The 22448-nt window shown below is 37.6% G+C and carries 18 protein-coding genes; 9 read left to right on the forward strand and 9 right to left on the reverse strand.

Features of this window, described 5'->3' with window-relative positions:
• Window positions 1-8: 8 nt before the first annotated feature.
• Window positions 9-761 (reverse strand): hypothetical protein, encoded by a 753-nt coding sequence (locus tag QMO11_RS03825; RefSeq protein ID WP_282036108.1) that lies wholly within the window; start codon window positions 759-761, stop codon window positions 9-11.
• 201 nt (window positions 762-962) lie between these two features.
• Window positions 963-2756 carry a (E)-4-hydroxy-3-methylbut-2-enyl-diphosphate synthase gene (ispG, locus tag QMO11_RS03830; protein ID WP_282036109.1) on the reverse strand — a complete coding sequence of 598 codons (1794 nt, stop codon included), beginning with the start codon at window positions 2754-2756 and terminating at the stop codon, window positions 963-965.
• Between the two features lie 99 nt (window positions 2757-2855).
• On the opposite strand from ispG, the gene gldA reads away from it, so the two are divergent.
• Window positions 2856-3761, forward strand: coding sequence for a gliding motility-associated ABC transporter ATP-binding subunit GldA (gldA, locus tag QMO11_RS03835; RefSeq protein ID WP_282036110.1), 906 nt, complete (start codon window positions 2856-2858; stop codon window positions 3759-3761).
• Between the two features lie 42 nt (window positions 3762-3803).
• On the opposite strand, the gene nirD is transcribed toward gldA, so the two are convergent.
• From nirD to QMO11_RS03850, 3 genes are all read right to left on the reverse strand, one after another.
• Complete coding sequence (nirD, locus tag QMO11_RS03840) at window positions 3804-4148, reverse strand: nitrite reductase small subunit NirD (RefSeq protein ID WP_282036111.1); 345 nt, start codon at window positions 4146-4148, stop codon at window positions 3804-3806.
• 84 nt (window positions 4149-4232) lie between these two features.
• A complete protein-coding gene (gene nirB, locus QMO11_RS03845) occupies window positions 4233-6728 on the reverse strand; it encodes a nitrite reductase large subunit NirB (protein WP_282036112.1) in 2496 nt (831 codons plus the stop codon).
• Window positions 6729-6955: 227 nt separating this feature from the next.
• A complete protein-coding gene (locus QMO11_RS03850) occupies window positions 6956-10462 on the reverse strand; it encodes a nitrate reductase (protein WP_282036113.1) in 3507 nt (1168 codons plus the stop codon).
• Between the two features lie 240 nt (window positions 10463-10702).
• On the opposite strand from QMO11_RS03850, the gene QMO11_RS03855 reads away from it, so the two are divergent.
• Window positions 10703-11785: an NTP transferase domain-containing protein gene (locus QMO11_RS03855; protein ID WP_282036114.1), complete on the forward strand. Its 1083-nt coding sequence runs from the start codon at window positions 10703-10705 to the stop codon at window positions 11783-11785.
• 224 nt (window positions 11786-12009) lie between these two features.
• Here the strand turns inward: QMO11_RS03855 and QMO11_RS03860 are convergent, their stop codons facing one another.
• The 4 genes from QMO11_RS03860 to QMO11_RS03875 are packed head-to-tail and all read right to left on the reverse strand — an operon-like array spanning window position 12010 to window position 14207.
• Window positions 12010-12456 carry a molybdenum cofactor biosynthesis protein MoaE gene (locus tag QMO11_RS03860; protein ID WP_282036115.1) on the reverse strand — a complete coding sequence of 149 codons (447 nt, stop codon included), beginning with the start codon at window positions 12454-12456 and terminating at the stop codon, window positions 12010-12012.
• Window positions 12457-12473: 17 nt separating this feature from the next.
• Window positions 12474-12980 (reverse strand): DUF2391 family protein, encoded by a 507-nt coding sequence (locus QMO11_RS03865; protein ID WP_282036116.1) that lies wholly within the window; start codon window positions 12978-12980, stop codon window positions 12474-12476.
• Between the two features lie 45 nt (window positions 12981-13025).
• A complete protein-coding gene (locus QMO11_RS03870) occupies window positions 13026-13265 on the reverse strand; it encodes a MoaD/ThiS family protein (protein ID WP_282036117.1) in 240 nt (79 codons plus the stop codon).
• A gap of 3 nt (window positions 13266-13268) precedes the next feature.
• On the reverse strand, window positions 13269-14207 hold the full coding sequence (locus tag QMO11_RS03875) for a GTP 3',8-cyclase MoaA (protein ID WP_282036118.1): 939 nt from the start codon (window positions 14205-14207) through the stop codon (window positions 13269-13271).
• A gap of 271 nt (window positions 14208-14478) precedes the next feature.
• On the opposite strand from QMO11_RS03875, the gene QMO11_RS03880 reads away from it, so the two are divergent.
• From QMO11_RS03880 to QMO11_RS03910, 7 genes are all read left to right on the forward strand, one after another.
• The gene (locus tag QMO11_RS03880; protein WP_282036119.1) at window positions 14479-15141 is read left to right on the forward strand and encodes a Crp/Fnr family transcriptional regulator; all 663 of its coding nucleotides are present in this window, start codon (window positions 14479-14481) and stop codon (window positions 15139-15141) included.
• Between the two features lie 341 nt (window positions 15142-15482).
• Window positions 15483-16847, forward strand: coding sequence for an alginate export family protein (locus QMO11_RS03885; protein ID WP_282036120.1), 1365 nt, complete (start codon window positions 15483-15485; stop codon window positions 16845-16847).
• 192 nt (window positions 16848-17039) lie between these two features.
• Window positions 17040-18446: a CmpA/NrtA family ABC transporter substrate-binding protein gene (locus QMO11_RS03890; RefSeq protein WP_282036121.1), complete on the forward strand. Its 1407-nt coding sequence runs from the start codon at window positions 17040-17042 to the stop codon at window positions 18444-18446.
• Window positions 18447-18590: 144 nt separating this feature from the next.
• Window positions 18591-19682, forward strand: coding sequence for an ABC transporter permease (locus tag QMO11_RS03895; protein WP_282036122.1), 1092 nt, complete (start codon window positions 18591-18593; stop codon window positions 19680-19682).
• A gap of 23 nt (window positions 19683-19705) precedes the next feature.
• Window positions 19706-20569 carry an ABC transporter ATP-binding protein gene (locus QMO11_RS03900; protein WP_282036123.1) on the forward strand — a complete coding sequence of 288 codons (864 nt, stop codon included), beginning with the start codon at window positions 19706-19708 and terminating at the stop codon, window positions 20567-20569.
• A 10-nt stretch (window positions 20570-20579) separates the two neighbouring features.
• Window positions 20580-21365, forward strand: a complete 786-nt coding sequence (locus QMO11_RS03905; protein ID WP_075603284.1) for an ABC transporter ATP-binding protein — start codon at window positions 20580-20582, stop codon at window positions 21363-21365.
• Between the two features lie 375 nt (window positions 21366-21740).
• Window positions 21741-22448, forward strand: coding sequence for a Crp/Fnr family transcriptional regulator (locus QMO11_RS03910; protein ID WP_282036124.1), 708 nt, complete (start codon window positions 21741-21743; stop codon window positions 22446-22448).

Raw genomic sequence — 22448 nt, forward strand, 5'->3', positions numbered from 1 at the left:
TCGAGGTATTACTTCTTATTGAATGTGGTTAATTTATTATCCATATTCAGGTAATATTTTCCTTTGGCTAAACCATTTACTTTAATCTCTTTCCCATATCCCTTAAACATGATTCCACCATATACATCATAAATCTCGTACATAGTTTCATCCGAAAAAGTAATGATATCATCAACCCTACTAGGAGAGAACGTAACTGCTTGCTTTGATGATGTAATTGAGGTTTCTTTTGAGTATCTAGGCTTACCTCGGTGATCCGTTTGCTTTAATCTAAATCTATTCTGACCAGAATGTAAACGAACTTTTGCAGAATAAGTACCTCCATCAGGAGTTCCTTTACCTGTTACGGTACCAACATTCACCCATTTATTCCATCTAAATTGCTGAACGTTAAAATCAAGACTACCAGCTTCTTTCTTTGTTTTCCATTTGATATTATCCTCATCAACTGAAAGCGAAACTATTTCAAATGTAGATCTCGGTTTTAGAATTTCAGCATTCAATACCATTGGTTTGCAATCCTCTTTATACTTAATCGCAATTATTAAAGGCTCGCCAATTTTAAAGCCGTATACAGATAAGTCGACTTCAAAAGCACTTGAGTTTATTTCATCGGTTGTTGTTAAACCGTTAACGGTAACCTCGTAAACACAGAAACCTACACCGCTTTGTGCAAACGGATTCTTCACAAACAGGTTATCACCCTGAAATGTGCCCTTCAATTCAATTTCATCTGCTTTTGTAACAGATGTAACTGCCATAAGAAGTAGTAATGTTATAAATAGCTGTTTCATGTATATATAAGCATATTGGTTTAGGGATCTGCAATTTAGAAAAACATAATTACCATTGCAAAGAAAGCGATACATACATGATGAAAAATACACTACTTATTCATATTACATGATTAATCGTATATTTTTCAAGCTGAACATAAACGAGTAAAAAATAAATAGCTTTAATTAACTGGGTTCAACCCAATCACCATTTTCTTTTATAAGTGCAACTAACTCTCCTATAGCATCTTCTTGATTGATATTCTTTTTAACTACCTCACGTTGATGATATAACGTAACCTTACCCGGGCCTGAACCTACGTAACCATAATCCGCATCAGCCATTTCTCCTGGGCCATTTACAATGCATCCCATAACAGCAATCTTCAAGCCTTTTAGATGGGCTGTTTTTTCTTTCACTAATACAGTTGTATCCTGTAATCCGAAAAGCGTACGTCCGCAACCCGGACAGGATATATAATCAGGACGGGAAAAACGAACTCTTGATGCCTGCAATACGGCAAACATTGTATTGACAACTAGCGATTGATTCTCAGTATTATTTTCAATAAAGATGCCATCGCCAAACCCATCAATAAACAATGGTCCTATATCACATGATGCCTGAATCTGCGTATTTGCATCAAATACACTATCATACAACTTATGTATAACTACAGGAGTGGTAACATGATGATTTCTTAAATGTAGAAAAGCCGCTCTTTGCTCAATAGTAGAGTTACTATTATTACTTGTTAGTAATATTACTACGTTATTCTGTTGTTTAAAGAACTGGATTGCACTATCATCCATATCGGAATAGGCTATTTTAACAAAACAAAGTTCGTGGTTGTTAAAATCAAACTCATTTGAATTGCTGTATTTTACCACTGGATATTCTTTCTTATCCGCAGAGACAATTACACTAGAATCAGCTATATAACTGTAATCCGAATCTTTTGTAAAATGGTTATTTCCTATCACAACAGGCACATTGTTACCGCCAATATTTTTTACTGCATTGGTCTGATGACGCGTGTATTTAAACGGAGAGTAATTATCAGTGTCTACTTTTTTAATAGCATCATGCCCCTCTTTTGTATTGATATAATCAATTATTTGATTGGCAACAGGAATCTCTTTTTCAGGATTTTCCGTTAAGGAAACCCTAATGGTATCACCTATTCCATCCATTAATAGTGTGCCAATTCCAACTGCAGATCTTATTCGCCCATCTTCTCCTTCGCCTGCTTCAGTTACACCTAAATGCAGAGGAAAATACATATCCTCTTCGTTCATCTTTTGAACTAACAGACGCACGGTATGCACCATAATTCGAGCATTACTGGCCTTAATACTTAAAACAATATTGAAGAATTTCTCATCCTTACAGATTCTTAGGAATTCCATACAAGCTTCAACCATACCCTGTGGTGTATCGCCATACCTACTCATTATCCGATCAGACAAAGAGCCATGGTTTGTACCAATACGTATTGCAGTTTTATTTTGCTTACATATATTTAATAAGGGAATGAGTTTCTTTTTTACTTGCTCTAACTCCTCAAGATACGATTCATTGGTATAGTCGATATTCTCAAACTTCTTTGCTCCATCAACGAAATTACCTGGGTTAATACGCACCTTTTCAATATGCAAAGCGGCAATATTAGCTGCATTAGGGTTATAATGAATATCAGCAACCAGGGGCTGATTATAACCATCCTTAACTAATTGCGCCTTTATATGCTCTAAGTTTTTTGCTTCGCGTTGACCTTGAGTTGTCATTCGAACCATTTGCCCACCGGCATCAATTATAGTCTTTATTTGAGCAACCGTTTCTTCAGTCTCATTAGTATTTGTGGTAGTCATTGACTGAACTATAATAGGATTAGAGGCTCCCATCTTAACATCACCTATAGTAACTTCTTGGGTCTTATGTCTTCCAAACTCAAAAATATCAATGCAATAGTTGCTCATAATTGTGTGCTATAATTTTACAGGGCAAAAGTACAACATTAACTCATATCTTAATAGATGATGCATTTTTTTTAACTTTGGCCGATAAATAATTTAAGTATGTCAATATCTATTTCTGGTGTTACCCGTATGTATGGAGCTCAAAAGGCTTTAAATAATGTTTCTTTTGAAATTGCTGCAGGAGAAGTTGTGGGTTTCTTAGGTCCTAATGGTGCGGGAAAATCTACAATGATGAAAATTATCACCGGATATTTGCCGCAAACAAGTGGTGTAGTAAAGGTATGTGGTTTAGATGTTACTGATGATTCATTAGAGTATCGCAATAAAATTGGTTATCTGCCTGAGCATAACCCTTTGTATTTGGATATGTATGTAAAAGAATACCTGAAGCATGTAGCTGGCATTTATAAGTTGGGAAAACACGCCACTAAACGCATAAACGAAATTATAGATATTACAGGACTATCGCCTGAAAGCACAAAAAAGATTGGCGCTTTATCAAAAGGATACCGTCAGCGTGTTGGATTAGCGCAAGCCTTATTACCCGATCCTGAAGTACTGATTTTAGATGAACCCACTACGGGTTTAGACCCCAACCAAATTGTTGAGGTAAGAGATTTAATAAAGCAAGTTGGTGAAAAGAAAACCATCATGTTATCTACTCATATTATGCAGGAAGTGCAGGCTATCTGCGAACGCGTAATAATTATTAATAAAGGAAACTTGGTTGCTAATGAGAAGGTTTCCAATTTAGATGCTTTGGTTTCAGGAAAAGGACATACCATAAGCATTGAATTTGCTAGCCCCGTTAATTCAGAAGAACTTAGTGCTATTGAAGGAGTAAACTCAATAGAATGCGTTTCAGATAATTTCTTTAAGATTAATGCTAATAAAGATATAAGAAAAGAATTGTTTGCATGGACAGTAGCCCAGAACAAACAACTGCTAACCTTAAATCAAGAGCATCAATCCATGGAGGATATCTTTAGGGGATTAACGCAATAAAAAAAGGAATGAGCTAAAACCCATTCCTTAGTTATCTTTTATTTATATACCCAAATAAACCACCCCATCTTCTACTTTAACAGGATAGGTATTTACTTTATAATCTTCTCCTGATAGGCATTGCCCCGTTTTTAACGAGAAGCTTTTTTTATGGAAGGGACAAGCCACTTTTGGCTCATCACCTTCACTACCTATTATACCTCTAGACAAGGCTTGTTGTTTTTGATGCGGACATTCATTATCAGTGGCATACCACTCTTGTGTGTCGGCAAAATAATATATGGCTATCTGTTTTCCGTTTACCAAAACAGCATTGCTTCCATTTGTTTCAAATTCAGTGGCGGGTACGGTTGCTACCCATTCTTGTACTTCAATTATATCGGACATATCTTATTGTTTTAAGTGTGAAGACTGAAGCCAGTAGTGTAATTAAGCCACTCTGACTAGCATTTATTAAGGCATTGACTAATGCTACCCCCAATTAGCTGGTTTTTTCATTTCACGCATTGGTACAAACTGGATGGTATCATCAACAGCTTCTGTATTGGCAAAGGGTTTAAACTTTTTCAGTAATTCAGGGCTCTCAATTACCTTTTTCCATTCGCAGGCAAAAGTGTTTACAATCTGCTGCATGTCTTCTTCTAACTGAGCCGCTATACCTAACGAATCTTCAATAACTACTTCTTTTAGATACTCGATTCCACCATCTAATTGCTCTAACCACTTAGATGTTCGGGTTAAAGGGGCAGCAGTTTTAATGTAATACATTAAAAAGCGATCGAGGTATTTGATGCAAGTTTCCTCATCCACATCAGTGGCAAATAATAAAGCATGTTTTGGATTTGCGCCACCATTACCACAAACCAATAGGTTGTAACCCTTATCGGTGGCGATAATACCAAAATCTTTTCCTCTAGCTTCAGCACATTCGCGGATACAACCCGACACGCCACCTTTTAATTTATGCGGTGAGCGTAACCCCTTGTAGCGTTCCTCAACTTTTATGGCAAATGAAACAGAATCTTGCTGACCATAACGACACCATGCAGAACCCACACAACTTTTTACTGTACGCAATGATTTACCGTAGGCATGACCACTTTCCATACCTGCATCAATTAGTTCTTTCCAAATATCTGGCAGTTGATCAACTCTAGCGCCAAATAAATCAACACGCTGACCTCCGGTAATCTTGGTATATAAATCGTATTTTTTAGCTACCTGACCAATCACAATTAACTTATCTGGAGTAATTTCTCCACCAGGAATTCTAGGCACTACAGAATATGTTCCTCCCTTTTGAATGTTGGCTAAAAAGCGATCGTTGGTATCTTGTATATTGGCATGCTCCGTAATATGCTCGTTCCAAATACTGGCTAATAATGATGCCGAAAGAGGTTTACATATTTCACAGCCTTTCCCTTTTCCATATTTTTCGAGTAGGGCAGAGAAGCTTTTAATTTCACCCACTTTAATTAAATCAAATAGCTCTTGACGCGTATAATCAAAGTGTTCACAAATTACCTTTTTTACCACTTTACCACTAGCCTCAAGCTTGGCTGTTAATAAGTCATCTAGCATTGGAACACAGCCACCACAGCCAGTACCTGCCTTTGTAGCTTTTTTAAGCTGACTAACTTGCGTAAAGTCGAACTCATCAACAGCCTCAATTAAGCTTTTTTTGGTTACATTCTCACAAGAACAAATAACGGCCTCATCGGGTAAATCTAATACACTTAATTCAAATCCTCCATCAGTACCTTTAATAATTAAGCCTTCAGGATTCTTCGGTAGTTTTATTTTGGAGTTGTAGGTTTGGTACAACATGTTATAATCCTCAGCATCGCCAACTAAAATACCCCCTAGAAGATATTGCCCATCGGCAGATACATATATCTTTTTGTAAATGCCACTCACTATATTGTGATAAACAATTGGAATAGCACCCTCGGTAACGCCAAAGGCATCGCCAAAACTAGCTACCTCTATACCAATCAACTTTAGTTTTGTTGATAAATCAGCTCCCGTAAAGGCGGCCTCTTTACCCAATAAAGTTTCAGCACAAACATCGGCCATATCATAACAGGGCGCTACTAGGCCCCAAATAGCACCTTGTGCCAAAGCACACTCGCCAATGGCATAAATATTAGGATCAGAAGTAAGCATATCATCGCTTACTAAAATACCACCTCTTTCACCAACAGTTAAACCACTTTCACGGGCTAATTCATCGCGCGGTCTAATGCCAGCTGATATTACAACCATATCAGTATCTAGTGTGCTATCATCATCAAACTGCATGTTGGTAACTTTTCCGTTTCCACAAATATTCTTAGTAGCCTTATTCAGTAGTATATCTAGGTCTAGTTTCTCAAGTTCACTTTTCAACATTTCACCACCTGCCTCATCTAACTGACGCGGCATTAAGCGAGGTGCAAACTCAACTACAGATGTTTTTAAACCATCATCCATCACAGCCTTAGCAGCTTCCAAACCCAAAAGTCCACCACCGATTACAGCTGCACTTTTTGCTTGTGGTATGTAAGCCTTTATGGCATCTAAGTCTTCGATGGTTCGGTAAACGAATACCCCTTTTTTATCCACACCTGGGATAGGAGGCACAAAGGCCGATGACCCTGTGGCTAAAACCAAAGCATCGTAATCAAAAGCATCGCCATGCACATTAATGACTTGTTTTGCTTCGCGGTTGATTGAGGTAATTTTATAACTTGTTCTGAGTTCTATGCCATTCTCTTCGTACCATGCACGTGGTGCCATTTTCAAATCATGCACATCGGTACCCGTGTAGTAATCGGTAAGATGCACTCTATCGTAGGCAGCCCATGGCTCCTCACCAAAAACTGTAATGCTATATATATTATCTAATCCTTTCTCTATAAACTTTTCGCAGAACTTGTAGCCAGTCATTCCGTTACCAACTACTATAATTTTTTTCTTTTCACTCATAATCATTGTTTTTTAGTTGTTCATCTGCTCAAGCCGCAGAGGCTTTTACTTTCTTCCTTCAGTCGAAGAAAGTAAACAAAGAAGACCGTCGGCTGACTCTTCATTTACCCACTAAGATTTCATTGATGAAACAGAAAGAACTCGCTGCGCTCAAACAGCTTTCTGTCTTTACATCAATTTCAATCAGTGGGTCCCAAACTACATAGTCTAAGCCGAAACCATGGCGCTTAATTAGCTATCTCCTTAACATCAACACTTGATAAACTTTGTTCAATTATTAATTTTACTTCGGGTTTGCAACTGCCACAGCCAGTTCCGGCATTGGTTTTTTCGCAAACCATACTCAAGTCGGTAATTCCGGTTTTAACAACATCGAGTATATTTCCTTCGCCCACATTGTTGCACGAGCAAACTACTTTTCCTTTAACTGGAGTAGCAGCCTGACCTCCACGCAATAATGTTTTTCGTTTGGCAAATAATTCCATTCCTGATTGTATCAGGCCTTTGTATTCGGCAAACTCTGTTCTGTCGCCCATTAGTACTGTGCCTACCATTCTATCATTATGGATAATGCACTTTTTATAGTAACGATGTGCTTTATCGAGCACACTCACTTCTTCATATTTATCATCATCAGGAGTAATACTTAAACCCACAGAGGCCAACTCAATACCTGGGAACTTTAAGATATTCATAGGGATTGACCCCGTGTAGAATGCGGTTGTATCACCACTCATATTTTTGGCTAATACCGATGCTTGCTGTTCAGCTGCTGTAGTAATACCATACACATTGCCTTTGTATTCGGCAATTTCGCCCATGGCATAAATGTTATTAACAGACGAACACAAACGCTCATCAACCACCACGCCTCTGTTTACATTTAAACCAGCTTCTTGTGCCAACTCAATATTAGGCTTAGTGCCGATGGCATAAATTAGTGCCTGTGTTGTAAAGCTTTTACCCGATTTTAACACAACATTAATCTCATCGCTATACGCGTTGGTACTTTCAATTTCTTCTTTTAAATAAAGATTGACATCCATTTCAGCAATGGTATCACTGAGCATTTCGCTTGATATTTCATCAAGCTGGGTGTTCATTAATCGCTCGTTGCGATGGATAATGTCTACCTCAATACCGAATTCCAATAGCGAACTCGCAATTTCTAAGCCCAATAAACCTCCACCAACTATGGTAGCTTTGCTTCTGCCCGCTAATCTTTCTTTCAGTTTATCAGCATCTTTGCGACTGCGAATGGTAAAGCTACTTTTGAAATCGATATGCACTCCACGTGGAACATTCGGTCTTGAACCAGTACAAAGTATCAGCTTATCGTAACTGAAAACTTCGCCCTTAGCATTGGTTATGCTTTGGTGTTCTTTATTGATATTAACAATCTCAGAATTTATGTGTAATTCTATTCCCCACTTTTCTATATCACTATCGCTGTGCTTTTGAATATCGTCCCATGATTTCTCTTCAGTCAGATATTCGGGTAATAAAATACGGTTGTAGAAAGGAAACTCCTCCTTAGAGAAAACCTTAATGGTATCCTCGGTATTGTATTTTCGGTATTCCGATACAAACTGATAAGCTGCAGCACCAGCGCCAACAATAGCAATGGTTTCTTTAGTTTTAGTGATCTTTTTAACTTCGACTGAGGCATACTTAAAATCGGGTTCCTTTGATTTAGGATCTACAATATCGCTGGTTAAATTATTGGCTCGCGACAAATCGGATTTAAAAATCTTGCCCCAATGCATCGGTAGAAAAACCACGCCTTCTTTAATATTATCGGTGACTTCGGCTTTTACCTTTACGCTGCCGCGAGAATTGTAAATCTCAACAGTTTCGCCATCACGGATGCTTCTTTTTTCTGCATCCGCAGGATGAATCTCTAGGAAAGCTTCGGCAATATGCTTATTGAGTTTCGATAGCTTGCCAGTACGAGTCATGGTATGCCACTGATCGCGAATTCTACCTGTGGTAAGAATCAGAGGAGCATCTTTACTTAATGCTTCAGATTCGTTTTGCACTTCGGATGCAAAAACATGAGCTTTTGTATCCGGAGTATAAAACTTGAAATCAGTAAATAAACGTTCTGCTCCTTTATCGGCGCCAGCCACAAAGGGCCATTGTGCCGATTGATTCTTTTTAAGGTAATCGTAAGTTAGACCTGTAATATCAATATTAGTACCTGCGGTTAATCCTTTGTGCTCGTTAAATAAATCCTCCGCCCCAGCGTAATTCATATTGGCATAGCCCATGCGCTTTCCAAAATCGATTAATATATCAATATCAGGACGAGCTTCGCCCGGTGCATCAATCACTTTGGGCAGATAACTAATTCTACGATCGGAATTGGTCATAGTACCTTCTTTCTCGGCCCATCCGGCAGCAGGCAAAACGATATCTGCCAACTCAGCCGTAGCTGCATTTTTAGATATATCTTGTACAATAACCATATCGGCTTTCTTTAAAGCCTCTTCAACCCTGCGTGCATTCGGTAAGCTCACTAAGGGATTGGTACAAATAATCCAAATAACCTTTAGTTTGCCATCCAGCAAGGCATCCACCATTTGCGTGGCAGTTAAGCCAGGTGCAGCAGGCATATCATCAACCTTCCAATAATTGGCCACTTCTTTACGGTGCTCGGCATTGGCTAAATCGCGATGCGCAGGTAATAAGTTTGCCATTCCACCAACCTCGCGGCCACCCATTGCATTGGGTTGTCCGGTTAATGAAAATGGACCATTACCTGGTTTGCCAATTTTACCAGTTATCAACGATAAGTTCAATAAGGATAGGTTTTTATTAACACCAATACTACTTTGGTTTAAACCCATGGCCCACATAGAAATAAAACCCTTTGATTGTCCGATGTATGCTGCCGTTTCTTCAATCAGATAAACAGGAACGTCGCAAGCATCAGCCAATTCTTCAAGACTCGATTTTGCTAATAAGGCTTCTAAGTTATCATAACCACTAACATGGTTTTTAATAAAATCAGTATCGGTATATCCATTATCAATAATACATTTGGCTATGGCATGATTTAAATAAACATCGGTACCCGGCTTAAGCTGTAAATGAATATCGGCCAAGTAACAAGTTTGCGTTTTGCGCGGATCAACAACAATTATTTTCACATCAGGGTTAGCTGCCTTATGCTGTTCTATTCTTCTGAAAAGAATGGGATGACACCAAGCAGGATTAGCTCCCGTGATCAAAAAACAATCGGCCAACTCAATATCGTTATACGAAATTGGCACAGAATCCTCGCCCAAAGCCATTTTATAACCAACCACAGCGCTACTCATACACAAACGCGAATTTGTATCGATGTTGTTAGTTCCAATGTAGGCCTTTGCCATTTTATTAATAATGTAGTATTCTTCGGTAAGGCATTGCCCAGAGACATAAAAGCCAACCGAATCGGGTCCGTATTTAGAAATGGAATCAGAGAACTGTTTGGCTACCTTATCTAATGCAGTATCCCAGCTTGCCCTTTCGAGTGCACCAGTAGATGTGTTGCGTACAGTTGGAAATAACAGACGATCACTGGTATCGTTTACTACATGACCTAATCCAAGGCCCTTAGAGCAAAGCATACCTTTGTTAACAGGGTAAGTTTTATTACCGCTAACCGTGATACTATTGTTTTTTGATTTGGTGATGTTTACGCCGCAGCCCACACCACAATAAGAACAAGTTGACTGATATTTCTCCATCTGATTATCCATTAATCCAACGATGGTTTAATTATAGTTTATAACTAAAACTAAACTGTCGATATCGATTTAAATCAGAATCAACTCAAAAAGTAAGTAAGTGTAAAGTAAACTAATTATTCTGTAATATGTTCTTAAATTGAGGTAGTAATTTTTTAATTAAGCAACAAACTACCTAATTAATATATCTGAACACTACACCCATTAAGGGATAGGGTATGAATCATAAAAAATGTGAAAATGAGCAAGAGCGATGTAAAAACATGGGGTGGAATACTTTTAAGTGGTGGAAAAAGCAGAAGAATGGATTCTGATAAGGCCTCAATTCTTGTAAAAGGAAAACCCATGGCTGAATGGTCGGCTGAACTGTTAAAGAGTTTCTGTTCTGAGCTAATAGTTAGCAGTAACAATAGCAAGCACAGTATTTATGGTGATACGTTGGTTAAGGATAGTATAGGAGAAGGTCCGCTTGCCGGAATTTATGCCTCATTATTAAGAAGTGAACACGATTACAATATTGTATTGGCTTGCGATACGCCCTTTGTTTCGTTGCAAGTAATTGAACGTTTAATAGAAGCATCGGCATCCGCCAAAGCGGTAATAGCTGTTGATGGCAATGGAAAAGTTCATCCTTTGATTGGGATTTATCACAAAAGCTTGGTGCCTATTATTCAGGATAAATTGGAGAAAGGGCACTTTTCAATGATGCGATTCTTAGATGAAATAGGGGCAAAGCAGCTTGTTTTTGATGAGCTTGATGCTTTTAAAAATATTAATGATATGGAGGCTTTGCAAAAAGAAAGTAATTTAAATACCACTATTATGATATGTGGTAATGGTCAGAATGTGGGAAAAACCACTTTAACGCAACATGTAATTCGTTATTTAAAAGAACGTGAGAGAAGAGTGTGTAGCATTAAAACATCAAGCCATATGCACCCAATAAATAGCAATGAGCTTTTTTTGTTACAAGGTGAAGATTTTGATATTATTGAAGAAAGAAACATAACCCATAAGGATAGCTCATTGCATTTACAAGCAGGTGCCAATAAAAGCTTTTACATACAGTGTAAGCCTGAGTATTTGCTGCATTGCTACCATACAGTTCAGCAGCATATTGCAGAGGAAGCTATTGTAGTTTGTGAATCGGCAACTTTATCTGGCATCTTAAAGCCAGACTTATTGCTATTTGTTAAAGCTGGTAGTTCAGAAAAAAATGCCCATTTAATTGATGAGGCTGACTTGGTGGTTTCTATGGGTAATGAGTTTACTGAAGACACAATAAATACCCAGATTAAGGCTAAGCTTGATTCCCTTATTTAAGACAGAACTTTGTATCTGCTTTACAAAGTAGTTGTGAAGTAAGTCTTATCTCACTTACCTATATTTAGTCCGACAGCCGGACTACATAAGTCCCGGTAACCTGTCCTTACTTGTCCAAGCTATCGGGATAAGTAAGTCCCGATAACCTGTCCTTACTTATCCAAGCTATCGGGATAGGTAAGTCCCGATAGTGTGTCCTTACCTATCCCCATAATCGGACCTATTTAATGATGATGATGCTCATGCTCGTCGCTGGCACAATCGCAGTTGGCGCCCCACTTACTGGTGCCATCCTCAAAGAACTCGTGTTTCCAAATTGGAGCTAGCGCTTTTACTTGATCAATAATAAAACGGTTGGCATCGTAGGCTTCCTTTCGGTGCACGCTTGAAACTAGCACTACAACTGCTGTTTCGCATATGCCTACCTTACCTATGCGATGAATACACTCGGCATATTGCAAATCCCACTTTTCTTTGGCTTCCGTTAATATCTTAGCTATGGTTTTATCGGCCAAGGCATCATAAGCTTCATAATCAATGTATTTTACTTTTTGGCCTTTGTTGTGATTGCGTACATCGCCCGAAAACATCACAATAGCGCCCGATTCAGGATGCTTTGCTTTATTGTACTCGGCACAAACGTTTATTTCGCTGTTAATTATATGTTTCATAGAGCGTTCAAATAGATTTATTTAATCATATCACTTAAGGTTCCACTTAGCGATGCAGGAAAGGCTACAATTATGATTCTTTTTATGGCCAAGATATGATCTGTAGACCATGGGCACTTCTCAATAATAGTAAGAATTACACTTACCACAATGAGTGATATTAAATAAGTTCCAATAGTTCGCTTCAAAAAAGAGAACTTAAACCCTTTAAAGTTATTTCTGTAAAAATTAAAGAATACAAAAATAGAGATAAGCAACATTGACAATAAAGCAATTAGAATAATATTAACATTGGGCAACGTAGTCCCAAGGTTCCAGGCTTCCTCGGTTAACGACACTGGTATGGCAAGTAAAGATGAACCTATAACCACCTGAATAATATCCCGAGGTTTAAACTCAACCATGAGAGGTTTTATGGCATAGTTGATTATCTTACCAGATGTATCAGCTATTGGTATTATTCTATGGAGATAACCATTAATTCGTTTAATAGTAGTTTGTTTTACCTCAACTCTCTCTTCCATAATGTTTCTTTAAAACTCTTAATCTCTATACTAATACTTAGTATATCAGCCTCCACTTGAAGGTGGTATTACGTATACTTCTGTTTGCGATTGGATGGTATCTGAAAATGAAACAAACTCTTCGTTAATGGCTACCCTACATTTGGCAAGAGGTTCTGCTGCATCAGGATACAATTGAGCCAAACGCTGAATAAAATCCAATACGGTTTCATTCTCAATATACTCAACACTAATGCTATCTGTAAAATACTGCTTTAGGGCAGCAAAAAAATGTACTTTAATCATAAATCATCCTCCTATAAACTGCATGCTCATTTGATTTCCTATAAACTTAAAGCGTTGTTTCTGTTGTATAGCCTCAGTAAGCAAAGGTTTTAAATCATGTTTCCCTTTAATATCAATACCTTTTGTAGCACTGATACACCCGTAAATTTTTCCATAGCTATCTAATCTTAATCTATCGCAATCTTTACAAAACGGTTCCGATTCGTTAGCTATGATGCCAAAGGCGTAATCCTCTTCCTCAAGTTTCCAATAATTGGCTGTGGCCGATGGAACCCTTAACTGTTTTTCAATGACATACGCTCCTTTAATTATTTCAATAATCTCGTTCTGCGAAACAAAGTGTTGTAAATAGTTATTATGCAAGTAACCCATTTTCATAAGTTCAAGAAAACGCACTTTCACTTGTTTTTGAATTCCAAAGGCAATTAAAGGCAATATCTGATTCTCATTAACTCCTTTTATAATTACACTATTTATCTTTAATTTAATTCCTTGTTTTATGGCTTCATCAATTCCGAGTAAACATTGTTGCAGCATATCTTTTCGGGTAATGGCCTTAAAAACTTCAGTATCTAAAGCATCCAAGGACACGTTGATTGATTTTAAACCTGCTTCTTTTAAACGAGGAGCTAAATTTGACAGGTAAAAGGCATTGGTGGTAATGGCAATGTCATCAATTCCCAAATGCTTAATTTCTGCAACTAATTTAACAATCCCAGGAAACAACAGTGGCTCTCCTCCTGTTATTCTAACCTTTTTTAAACCTAACTCTTTATGAAGCTTTGCAAGCAAGTCAATCATTTCAGAAACCTCTAGTCGCGGTTTTAGCTGTGCTCTAATACCTCCCGCATCACCATCTGGTACACAGTAAGTACAAGCCATGTTACAAGTATCAGTTAAACTGATTCTCAATTTTTTAAAAGATCTATTATCTGTACTCATATAATGCTAAAACATTGCATATTTACTTCGTAGGAATAAAAAGTAATAATTAAACTTCAAATATAGTTTTAATAATGAACGATTGTAGTGCTTTATTGTTTACTCCTATAATCAGCGAATAATGGTTTCAAAATTTGAACCTACCTATTTTTAGATAGAAGCACATTAAAAAACAATTTACAACTGCATCAACCCTATAAAACTATAACAAAAGAACTCGTAAATGATAAAATCCACTAGCTGTATCGATTGTGAAAACAAACATTGTATTATGAAAAAGTACAGTAACGACCTTGCGCTAACTGTGTTACTTGAGCAAAAGAATACAATGCGATGTCGTAAGGGACAAAGTATTATTATTGAAGGTTCTCCTATACATGGAATTTACTTTGTAAAAGAAGGAAAGGTTAAGGTTTTTAGTACAGGAATTAACGGGAGAGAGCAAATTATGCGTATTGCAACTAGCGGAGAGGTGCTTGGGCAACGTGTTTTTAGTTCGCGCCAGACCTATCCAAGCGGTGCATTGGCTTTGGATGAAACCATCATGTGTCATTTTACTTTAGATACCATGAAAACCATGTTGCAAACCCATCCGAAATTAGCCTTTGATTTTATGGTTTACTACGCTGAGGAATTAAACCGCACAGAAAGTAAGGTTCGCATGTTTGCGCATATGACAGTGCGTGAAAAAGTAATTGATACCTTATTATATATGCACCGTAAATTCGGACAAAAGAATGGTTTCCTTGACATACAATTAAGCAGAAGAGATATTGCTGACTTTGCAGGAACCACAGAAGAACAGGTGATCAGAATTCTGTCTGCATTAAAAAAAGATAAGGCCATAAAAAGTGCTGGTAAGAAGATTGGAATACCCAACATACAAGTATTAAAGGACGAAATAGACGAACATCACTACTTTATTCAGAGCTAGTATACCACTGACTTTAATATAATTACATTCAAAACCTGCTTTTACGCAGGTTTTTTTATACCTTAAAGCCTAATATACTATGGTAAAAAACCGCTTTAATCCTCTCCATTTACATAAAATTGATGTTTGATACACCATACCTTTACATCAGAATCAAACATCAAAAAGTAAGTAAGTGTAAAATCCATCATACAACGGTATTATGGTAATTCAAATAAGACTAATAATAACAACGGTTATATTATCACTTATTTGAGAGGATGTTTTATTTCAGAACAGGTCAAAGTCAAATTAACCTAAGATTGATTTTGGCTGGTTTAACGTTTAAACTCTAATTGAAGATGAAAAAGTTATTAACTCTCTTACTAGCAATTGCAAGTTTCGCAACAATGAATGCTCAAGTTACTTTCACAGGCCAGTATCGTGCCAGAGGTGAAATGAGAAATGGATTTAAAGCTCCTATTATGGAGAATACTGAACCAGGTGCATTTGTAGAGCATAGAGCTCGACTAATTGTAGGTTATAAAAAAGATAAAGTTGGATTTAAGGCTTCCATTCAAGATGTTCGCATCTGGGGTGAAACAGGGCAAATTAATAAGTCAGACCAATTATTAAGTGCACACGAAGCTTATGGTGATTACTATGCCACAGATAAGTCTACTTTTAGAATCGGACGTCAGGAAATGATTTATGACGATCATCGCTTCATTGGTAGCCTAGATTGGGCAATGCAAGGCCGTTCATTTGATGCATTAAGATATATGTATAAAGGTGATGGTATTAATTTCGACGCTATGGTATCATGGAATCAATTAGGCTATGGTGATGGAGCTCCTGAGCCAGCGAATCTAACGGGTAACTATTACCAGACCCGAAATGGCGGTGGTATCGAAAATACGCGCATTTTCAATCTTGAATTACCAAAGAGTCAACAAATGGTATATTTTAAGAAGACTTTTGATGCAGGTAGTATTGGTATCATGCTAGAGAATGACATTTATAATTCATCATCGACTATTGATGAAACAACAGAAAACTTTAGTTACAGCAATTTCACACTTGGCGTATCACCTTCGTTTAAAGCGGGCGATATTAAATTTGGCGGTCAGTTCTTCTATACTGGCGGTGCAATTGACAAAGGTTTAATAGCTGCCGGACAAGAGTACAAAACAGACCTTTCAGGTTATATGTTTAACTTATATATTCAGGCACCTAAAGTAGTTGGAGCTCCATTGTTAGGAGTAGATTACCTAAGTGGTGATGACGAGTCTACGGGTGATAAAGTAGAAGGATGGTCTCCTAAATATGGAACCAACCATAAATTTTATGGTTTCATGGATTACTTCTATGTTGGTAATGGGCATGGAGGACAAAACGAACGCAGTGCTGGTTTGGTTGATATTTATTTAAAAACAGCATTTAAATTTGGCGAGAAGAGTTCGCTAGCAGGTCACTTACATTATTTTATGTCGGCACAAGAACGTACCTACATGGGCGAAGCTTATGATGGTTCTTTAGGAACTGAATTAGATCTTGTATATACTCGCAAATTAGCGAAGGAGTTATCCTTACAAGTAGGATACTCGCATATGTTTGGCATTAGTGAAACAATGAAGGTTTTAAAAGGAATGGCTCCTGATGCTTCAACTCAAGGAATGCAGTCTTGGGCTTGGTTACAGGTTTCATTCTCACCTAAATTTTTATAACAACTTAATAGGTAAGGTGTCAAGTTGGTACTAGCATTTGGCACTTTACCTAAATAGAACATCCCTAAATAATAGCTTATCACATAAGTTATTCAATCAGGTAAAAAATGTTGAAATGTAGATAGCACCACTTGCATTTGTAGGTGGTATAGGGATTCTACATGCTTTTTTTAACGATAAAAACGTAGTAAAATGAAGATTTCAAACATATTAAAAGCGACAACAGTATTCGCTACAGCCTTAGTAATATTATCCTCTTGTGGAGGAAGTTCTTCTTCTAAGTCAGGAAAAACAAGCGAAAGCTCCACTTCTAAAAGTGCCCTTTTGGTTGAAAAGCCACAGCTTACTTTTGGTTTTATAAAACTAACGGATATGGCTCCTCTAGCAATAGCTAAAGAGTTAGGATACTTTGAAGACGAAGGTTTATTCGTTACCATCGAAGCGCAAAGTAACTGGAAAAATGTATTAGATAGAGTTATTGATGGCGAATTAGATGGCTCGCACATGTTAGCAGGCCAGCCTATTGCTGCTGCTGCAGGATTTGGTCGTCAAGCCAACCTGGTTACACCATTCTCGATGGATTTAAATGGAAATGCCATTACGGTATCCAATGCCATTTGGGATAAAATGAAATCGAATGTACCTAAAGATGCCGAAGGCAAACCTATTCACCCAATTTCTGCCGATGCTTTAAAACCAGTTGTTACTGAGTATAAAAACAACGGAACACCATTTAAAATGGGTATGGTATTTCCGGTATCCACTCATAATTATGAAATACGTTATTGGTTAGCAGCTGCAGGAATTCATCCTGGTATGTACACTGCTAGCAATATTCAAGGTCAGGTTGATGCTGATGTGTTATTATCGGTAACACCACCGCCACAAATGCCAGCAACCTTAGAAGCAGGAACTATTTATGGTTATTGCGTTGGAGAGCCTTGGAACCAACAAGCGGTATTTAAGCAAATTGGTGTACCTGTGGTAACCAACTACGAGATTTGGAAAAACAATCCTGAAAAGGTATTTGTAATGACTGAGAAATTTATCTCTGAGAATCCAAATACAGCAGTAGCCGTAACCAAAGCCTTAATTAGAGCAGGTAAATGGTTAGATAATCCTGCTAACAGAGGCAAAGCCGTTGGTATTTTAGCCATGTCGGATTATGTGGGAGCTGATTCTATCGTAATTGCAAACTCAATGACTGGTACTTTCGAATTTGAAAAAGGCGACAAGCGCGATCTTCCTGATTTTAATGTTTTCTATAAGCACAATGCAACTTATCCTTTCTACTCTGATGCCGTTTGGTTTTTAACGCAAATGCGCAGATGGGGACAAATTTCAGAACCTAAATCGGATGAGTGGTATGCCGAAACAGCCAAGAAAGTTTACCGTCCGGATGTATGGACGAAAGCTGCTGAAGCACTTGTGGCTGAAGGTAAAATACCAGCATCAGATATTCCATCAACCAATGGATATAAGGCAATAACACCCGACTTTATTGATGGTATTGAGTTTGATGGAACTAAGCCAAACGAATATTTAACCAAGTTCGCTATTGGTAATAAGGATGCTAAAACACTAGCAAAATCAAACTAGTAAGAAAAGATAAACAATTATTTCACTATTGTTTTTTTAGTTGGAAAGGAAGAAAAAGTGCATGCTTTCCGGAAGTTTCATGCACTTTTTCTTCAACTAAAACAGCAATAGATTTTCAAAACAAATCCAACTAATAAAATCAATATGGAAACAAAAATATTAAATGCCTTAAAATGGAGTGGTTTAGGATTTCTTGAGCCACTAATCAAATTAATTCAGGGCAAAGAAAAAGATAAAAATATTAGATTGGTGCTAAGGCAAATTGTTGTTCCGGTGCTATCGGTATTTATATTCCTAGGCGTTTGTAATTTTGGCGCATCCTACCTTTATAATAAGGAACGAGATATTAAAATTGAAAAAACAAGATCGGTTCAGGGCGATGCTGCGGCAGCACAAATGGCCGAGTGTATCGATTCTGGTGATTTAAGCTGTAAGCCTAACTCATTGCCTTCGCCAGCTGATGTTAAACAAGGCGCGATCTCGTTATGGAACGATCATAAAATGATCTCGGAAAAGAAATCGGCCTTTAAAGAAAAAACGGCAGCCATAAACAAACAACGTAAAGAGCAAGGCCTAAAAGCCATTACCTACACGGGTCGCCCTTCGTTTGTTGATCAAATTATAACCAGTTTAAAAACGGTTTTTGCAGGCTTTCTGTTAGCAGCATTTTTTGCCATCCCAGTAGGTATTGTATTGGGTTTAAGCGAAACCTTACGCAGTTCAATCAACTGGATTATTCAAATTTTAAAACCTGTTTCTCCTGTAGTTTGGTTACTATTGGTTTCAATGGTTGTAAAAACGGTTATGGCCAATTCCGATTCCGATAAAGCCTTTATCATATCCTTTATTAGTGTAGGATTTTGTAGTATGTGGGCCACATTGGTAAACACTACCATGGGTGTATCATCGGTAAATCCCGATTACATTAACGTATCAAAAGTATTACGCTTAAGTGTTTTCAGCAATATCTTTAAAGTGATATTACCAGCATCAATTCCAATGATTTTTACGGGTTTACGTATTACACTTTCAGTGGCCTGGATGGTATTAATTGCTATTGAATTATTAGCACAAAGTCCTGGTTTAGGATCTTTTGTTTGGGAAGAGTTTCAGAATGGAGCCAACGACTCCAATGCAAAAATAATAGTGGCCATGTTCGTTATTGGTTTTATCGGCTTTATGCTTGATAGAGTGATGATGTTTATTCAGAAGTTAATCAGCTTCGAAGCGAAATAATTTCAACCTTAAAACCAACAATTATGGCGGCATTTTTAGAATTACGCAATGTATCTAAATCATACGGTACAGGCGATAAAAAGGTTGAAGTACTCAAAAACATCAACCTCACCATTGAAGAAGGCGAGTTTATAGCCATTGTAGGTTTCACCGGAAGTGGTAAAACTACTTTGATAAGCCTCATCTCTGGATTAATTGAGCCCGACGAGGGCGAAGTTTTACTAAAGGGTAAAAAGATTACGGGTCCTGGACCCGATAGAGGAGTGGTATTTCAGAACTACTCTTTACTGCCTTGGCTATCGGTACAAGGTAATGTGGAGCTTGCTGTAAAGCAAGTGTTTCCGAAAATGAGCAAAATAGATCGAGTAAATCACTCGCGTAAGTTTATCGAGATGGTAAACCTAACACCAGCCTTGCAAAAAAATCCATCGCAACTATCGGGCGGAATGCGCCAGCGTGTATCAGTGGCTCGTGCATTGGCCATGGATCCAGAAATTCTTTTAATGGATGAACCGCTCAGTGCGCTGGATGCTTTAACACGTGGATCGCTTCAGATTGAAATTGAGCGTATCTGGAATGAATCGAAAAAAACAGTAATGTTAATTACTAACGATGTTGATGAAGGTATTTTATTGGCAGATAGAGTAATTCCGCTTACACCGGGCCCCAATGCAACATTGGGCGAAGAATTTAAAATCGGCTTTTCGCGTCCGCGCGATAAGGCAGCTATTAATGCTGATCCTAACTTTAAAAAGGAACGAAATGCAATTATTAAATATCTAGATGAAGTAGGTATGCATCGCTCAGGAAGTAAAGGTGAGGCCTATGCATTGCCCGACTTACAGCCAATTATTAAAGTAAATAAACTGAAGAGGATTAACCGATAAAGCTTGAATTATGGAAACAGTTACTGCTAAAAAAACAATGCTCGAGTGTGTTAATCTTAAAAAAGCTTATCCAACTCCTAAGGGCGATTTTGTTGTGCTCGAAGATTTTCAACTCAAAATAAAAGAAGAAGAATTTATATCTATTATTGGTCATTCGGGTTGTGGTAAATCTACGCTATTAACCATGATTGCAGGATTAAACGACATCACCGAAGGAAATATTATTGTGGATGCCAACCGTATTCAAGGAGCCGGACCCGATAGAGCGGTGGTATTTCAATCGCCCAGTTTATTCCCTTGGATGACTGCCATGGAGAATGTAATGATTGGTGTGAAACAAGTTTTTGCACACGGCACCAAAAAGCAACGCGAAGATATTTGTAAGTATTACTTAGATAAAGTAGGCCTAGGCGATTCGTTTCACCAACGTGCCAGCAGTCTTTCGCAAGGTATGCAGCAGCGTGTTGGTATAGCCCGCGCATTTGCACTTAAACCAAAGGTGTTATTGTTAGATGAACCTTTCGGGATGCTCGATTCAATGACGCGTGTTGAACTACAAGATGTACTAATTGACGTTTGGGCCAAGGAAAAAATTACTGCCGTAATGGTTACACACGATGTGGATGAGGCCATCCTTTTATCCGATAGAGTTATTATGATGACAGGTGGTCCATATGCTAAAGTTGGCGATGTGGCACACATAGAAATAGAGCGTCCGCGCCATCGTAAAACTACTATTGAAGATCCTCGATTTTATGAGTACCGCCAGTATCTATTGAACTTTTTAGATCACTAGCAAGCAAAGAGATATTGTTACTAAATAAAGTTAATACATGTAGCTAAAAATTAATTATCACATATAATTCATACAAAAAATAGTTTTTCGGCCTTTATACAAATGTATATTAACAGAAAAATCAATTTTTCTATGAATGGCGAAATGCTATTTATAGAAAAATTAGTTTTTCATACTTATCAGCTTGTACAAAGCGAGAAAAAATATTTTTTGAAGGTTTGTACAAATGATATACCTATAAAAATTAATTTTCTAAGGTTTATACAAATAAAACACATCAAACAATTTTACAATCATTTCGCGGTGCCATTAAGGGAGGCATATTATAACTTGTAAAATTGTGCCATCAATAAGACCTAATAAAATAAGTCGATTATGAATAAAACCACTTGTAAAGAATGTACCAATAACAATTGCTTGATAAAAAAGCACATTGAACGAGAGAGTATGCAAAGCTATATTGAACGTAAAAGCACGTTTAAATGCCAAAATGGGCAACAGTTTATTCTTGAAGGTGCACCTGTAAGTGGTTTATATTTTATTTTTCAGGGTGCAGTTAAAGTTTATAAAAGCATCGATGACAATAGTAGTCAGATAATACGCCTTTCAAAAGATGGCGAAATAGTAGGGCACCGAGGTTTTGGAACAAACTATGTTTACGATATTAGTGCAAGTGCCATGCAGGATACCATTTTGTGCCACTTTCAATCGGATATATTAATAGAGATGCTACACAAAACACCGGAGCTGATGTACGATTTTATGCTTTTTTATGCCGACCAGCTTCAAAAGAGTGAATCAAATGCCAAGCTATTTGGGCGTATGACCGTGAAGGATAAGGTAATTAATGGGCTGCTTTTTATACAACGTAAATTCGGACAGGATAATGAATTCTTTAATCTCACGTTCTCTCGTAAGGATATTGCTGAATTTGCTGGCACCTCTCAAGAGCAGGTCATTCGGGTAATATCAGCCCTCAAAAAAGAAGGCTTGGTAAGCACCAAAGGCAAAAAAATTGGTATTCTCAACTCCAGTAAAATTGAAGCTGAATTGAGCGAGAGTGGTTACTTTTTAGAGGGATAA

It is taken from the genome of Saccharicrinis aurantiacus (assembly GCF_947489045.1).
GTDB classification, from domain to species: Bacteria; Bacteroidota; Bacteroidia; order Bacteroidales; family Marinilabiliaceae; genus Saccharicrinis; species Saccharicrinis aurantiacus.